5 protein-coding genes are annotated in these 3,999 nt (G+C 68.2%); all 5 read left to right on the top strand.

Annotated elements, in window-relative coordinates:
• Positions 1-184: 184 nt before the first annotated feature.
• Positions 185-850, top strand: a complete 666-nt coding sequence (locus ACFHW1_RS28425; RefSeq protein ID WP_289211936.1) for a transposase — start codon at positions 185-187, stop codon at positions 848-850.
• Between the two features lie 113 nt (positions 851-963).
• Positions 964-1,554 carry an ArsR/SmtB family transcription factor gene (locus tag ACFHW1_RS28420; protein WP_289211935.1) on the top strand — a complete coding sequence of 197 codons (591 nt, stop codon included), beginning with the start codon at positions 964-966 and terminating at the stop codon, positions 1,552-1,554.
• On the top strand, positions 1,551-2,795 hold the full coding sequence (locus ACFHW1_RS28415) for an MFS transporter (protein WP_289211934.1): 1,245 nt from the start codon (positions 1,551-1,553) through the stop codon (positions 2,793-2,795). The genes ACFHW1_RS28420 and ACFHW1_RS28415 overlap by 4 nt, the downstream gene beginning before the upstream one ends.
• Before the next feature lie 480 nt (positions 2,796-3,275).
• A complete protein-coding gene (locus ACFHW1_RS28410; protein WP_416616632.1) occupies positions 3,276-3,743 on the top strand; it encodes an IS66 family transposase in 468 nt (155 codons plus the stop codon).
• A partial coding sequence (locus ACFHW1_RS28405) for an IS66 family transposase (RefSeq protein WP_416616635.1) occupies positions 3,683-3,999 on the top strand: 317 nt, incomplete at its 3' end. The genes ACFHW1_RS28410 and ACFHW1_RS28405, both read left to right, overlap by 61 nt.

Genomic DNA, 3,999 nt, shown 5'->3' with positions numbered 1-3,999 from the left:
CGAGTACCACCGAGCCGTCTGAACGAGTCCTCGAAACCGCAGGTCAGCAGCCGGAATCTAGTTTTGGGCACCCTACACGCCCGCATGTCCGGCGATGGTGTACGGCCGCCCTGGCGATGTCGGGTGCACCTCCCGATGGGGTTGCGGCAGATCAGAACGACCTCGACGTGGGACCTAGTGCGGCGTGGATGCGGCGGCCCGCCGCGCTGTCGATGTGGTCAAGCCGGTGGCGTGGGTGGTGGACGACATCGGCTTCCCGAAGGACGGCAAAAGTTCGCCGGGCGGGGCCAGGCAGTACTCCGGCACCCTGGGCAAGGTCGCGAACTGTCAGATCGGGGTGAGCGTCCACGCGGGCGTCGACACCGCGTCGCGTCCTCTGGACTGGCGGTTGTTTCTGCCGGTGCTGTGGGACGGCGACGCGGTCGATGAGGCGAACCGGGCCGAGGTGACCGCCCGTCGGGGCCGGTGCCAGATACTCGAGGGTGAGCATCATCGGCCGAAGCGGGCACTGGTGGTGGAAATGCTCGACGAGCTGGCCGAGCACAGGCTGCGTCCGCCGCTCGTGCCCGCGGACGCCGGCTACGGGGACAACAGCCAGTTCCGCAGCACCCTGGACCGGCTGGAAATCGGTTACATCATGCGGGTCGACGGCGGCGCACTCGCCACAAGCCGGATGTATGGCAGGTCGAGCGGGTGTGTTCCGGCTTGGCGCACGGTTCTCAAACCGCACCTCGCAGCCTCCGGAGTGACGCTCGGCCGCGAAGGGGACACATTTCAAGCCTGCAGTGTCGTCACCTGGTGCGAGATCCCTCGACGTCCCAAGTCACCTCGTCGCAGTCGACGATGTTAGGTGCGCCGTCGTTCATCGGACCGGCTTGCGGAGCTGAGCTCGGGCCGGTGACCGTTCCCAACGGACTAGACAAAAAAGTTGCACTAAAGTCTTTGAGCTTCTACGGTGGATGCATGCCACCCGGATCGAACCGGCGACTCACGAACGTTGCCGAGCTACGGATGTTCGCCCATCCATTGCGGCTGCGGTTGCTCTACGCGCTGACCGTGGAGCGGGAGGCGACTGCGTCCCGGCTCGCCGAGTTGGTCGACGAGTCGCTCTCACTGGTCGGCTACCACCTGCGGGAGCTGGCCACGCACGGCCTCATCGAGGAGGCGCCGTGCCGCTCTGGTGACCGGCGGGAGCGCTGGTGGCGCAAGACCCACGAGGGTTTCAGCTTCGCGGGGTCGGAGTTCGCCGACGATCCGCAGGCCCGTGGCGTGGCGGTCGCGGCCAGGCGTCAGATGCTGGCCCATCAGATTAGCCGGCTCGAACGGTGGATCGACGAGGATCACGCCTGGGGCGAGGCGTGGATCGACGCCTCGTTCTCCAGCGACTCCCTGCTCCGTCTCACGGCGCCCGAGTTGGCCGAGCTGAGTGCCGAGCTGACGACGGTGGTGCAGAAGTGGGCCGAGCGCGGGCGAGTCGGTGCCGAGGATCGGCCCGACGAGCCCGGCCGGGAGCCGGTTCTGATGTTCATCCACGCCTTCCCGTTCAGGCCATGACGCCGCAGACGGTTCCGGTCCGGCAACCGCCTCCTTACCGGGACGGGAACGTCCTGCGCTGGCTCGCTGGGCTGGGCGTGTCGATTGTGGGTGATCAAGTCTACTTCGTGGCGTTGGCCTGGACCGCTGTCCAGGTTGCTGGCGCCGGTGGGGCCGGGTTGGTCCTGGCCACCGCTTCGGTATCCCGGCTGGTGCTGCTCCCGGTGGGTGGGGCGGTGGTCGACCGGTGGGGTGTGCGGCGGCTGATGCTTGGCAGCGACGCGCTGCGTTGCGCGGTGATGGTCGCTGCGGCGGTGGCTACGGCCACCACGGAACCAGCCCTCGCGGTGCTGATCGTGGTGGCGCTGGTGTTTGGCGCGGTCGACGCGGTGTTCCTGCCCGCTGTCGGGGCGCTGCCGCCGTATCTGGTGGCGTCCGAGCACCTCGCCCGGCTGCAGGGCATGCGGATGACGCTGGCGCGGGGGGCGATCGTTGCCGGTGCGCCGCTCGGCGGGGCGGTCGTGGCCGCACACGGGATCACGGCGGCGTTCGCGCTCAACGCGCTCACCTTCGCCGTTTCTGTGCTCGCGCTCGCCACGGTCAGGGTCCGCCCCGGAGCGGCAGCCAAGCCCGCCGGGGGATCCCGGGGTATGGGTAGAGAGGTCCGGGCCGGACTGGCTGTGGCCGCGCGGTCGCCGTTGCTGCGTACCATCCTGCTCGTCTCGGCGGTTGCCGAGTTGGGCTTCACCGGCCCGTTCAACGTGGGCATCGCGCTGCTGGCCCAGGAGCGCGGTTGGGGTGCTACGGGGGTCGGCCTGATCGTCGGCGGCTTCGGTGTCGGTGCCGCGCTGGCAGCGGTGGCCGTGGCAGTGCTCGGCCGGCTCCCGCGCGCCGGCCTGCTCATTGGCCCTCTCGCCTTCGTGACGGGGGCCGCGCTCGCTGGTGTCGGTTTTGCCCCGGCCAGGCAATGGGCGGTCGCCGCGTCGGTACTGCTCGGCGTCAGCATCGGTCTGGCTGGCGCGCTCGGGATGGCCCTGCTGCAGGCGCACACACCGCCGCAGTACCTGGGCAGGGTGATGAGTCTGAGCAGCCTGGCCGGTTACGGTGGCATTCCGGTCAGCTACGCGCTCACCGGTTTGGTCGCCGGGCTGTGGGGACCGGCGGCGGCATTTATGGGCGGCACCGCCCTCGCGGCCGCTGCAGGGCTCACCGCGCTGTCGAACCAGACGCTACGTCGCGCCGTGCTGCCCGTCGCGCGTTGACGCCGATTGGAGGTCATCACCGAGACTTGTGGATGCCGAAAACCTCATCCATCCTGGTCACAGCCTTTTGACCAACAAGCCTTGGAGTGGTCGGTCCCGGCGAGGATTCGGGCGGCTGAATCGCGAAAGTGGTTGACGTCGAGCGCTGCGAAATGGGGGCCTGTAGGGAATTTTATGTAGCGGATGTCGGTATTAGTCCGTTATGACCGGCGGGTAGCCGGTCGACACAGATAGGACCAGTTTCGATGACAGTCTCAACGGTGGAGCAGTACGACCCTGGCGTCGATGTCGACGCGGAGGTCGCGGCGTTGACGCGGCGGATCGCCGCGGATGGTCGAAGGCGCCGGCGTACACGGCTGGAAACAGGCCCTCAACGCGCTGGACCTGTTCCTCCCGAACCACACCCCCTCGATGCCCGATAATTATACAGAACGGGGCGTTACATAGGAATTCGGACAGGCTCGTTTCGACAAGACCGGCATGCGCGTCGACGGTCGCCTGGCCTGGCTGCACTCCACCTCCACGCACACCGACGTGCTGCTGACGGTCCACCGCAGACACGGTGTCGACGGACTGGTGCTGCCCGCCTTCACCGGCGTCGCGGTACACGACGCATGGGCCCCGTACAACACCTACACCGACGCGGTCCACGCCCTGCGCAACGCCCACGTGCTGCGGGAACTGGTCTATGTGGTCGACACCGCCGCCGGACAGGTCGCCGACCTCGCCGGCCAGGCCATCGCAGCCCTGCGGCAGCTGAACCGCCTGACGGTCACGGCCCGCGTCGGCGGTGGTGAACCCGACCCGGCCGACCTGGCCGAACAGGCACACCTGCTGCGCTCGGCTGTCGTGCTCGGCGCCACCGCCACCGCCACCGGACAGGCAAGCTGCAACGCAAGCACCACGCCCTGTTCGTACGGCTCCGCGACCGACGCGACGACTACCTGAGGTTCATCACCGACCCGACCGTGCCGTTCAACAACAACGCCGCCGACCGGACCATCCGCCTGCCGAAACTCCGCGTCAAGGTCTCCGGCAGCATGCGCACCATGACCGGAGCCGAACACTTCGCCGCGATCCGCAGCTACACCGCCACCCGACACGGCATCAACATGCTCGACGCACTCACCCAAGCCGCCACCGCAGGGGCTTTGCGTAGTCGCCTGAGAGTACTTCTGGCCTGCGTGAACGCGCTGTCATCGAC

This window comes from Micromonospora sp. LOL_014 (genome assembly GCF_048060245.1).
Classification (GTDB): Bacteria; Actinomycetota; Actinomycetes; order Mycobacteriales; family Micromonosporaceae; genus Micromonospora_E.
This window is presented reverse-complemented; position numbering and strand designations above follow the sequence as displayed.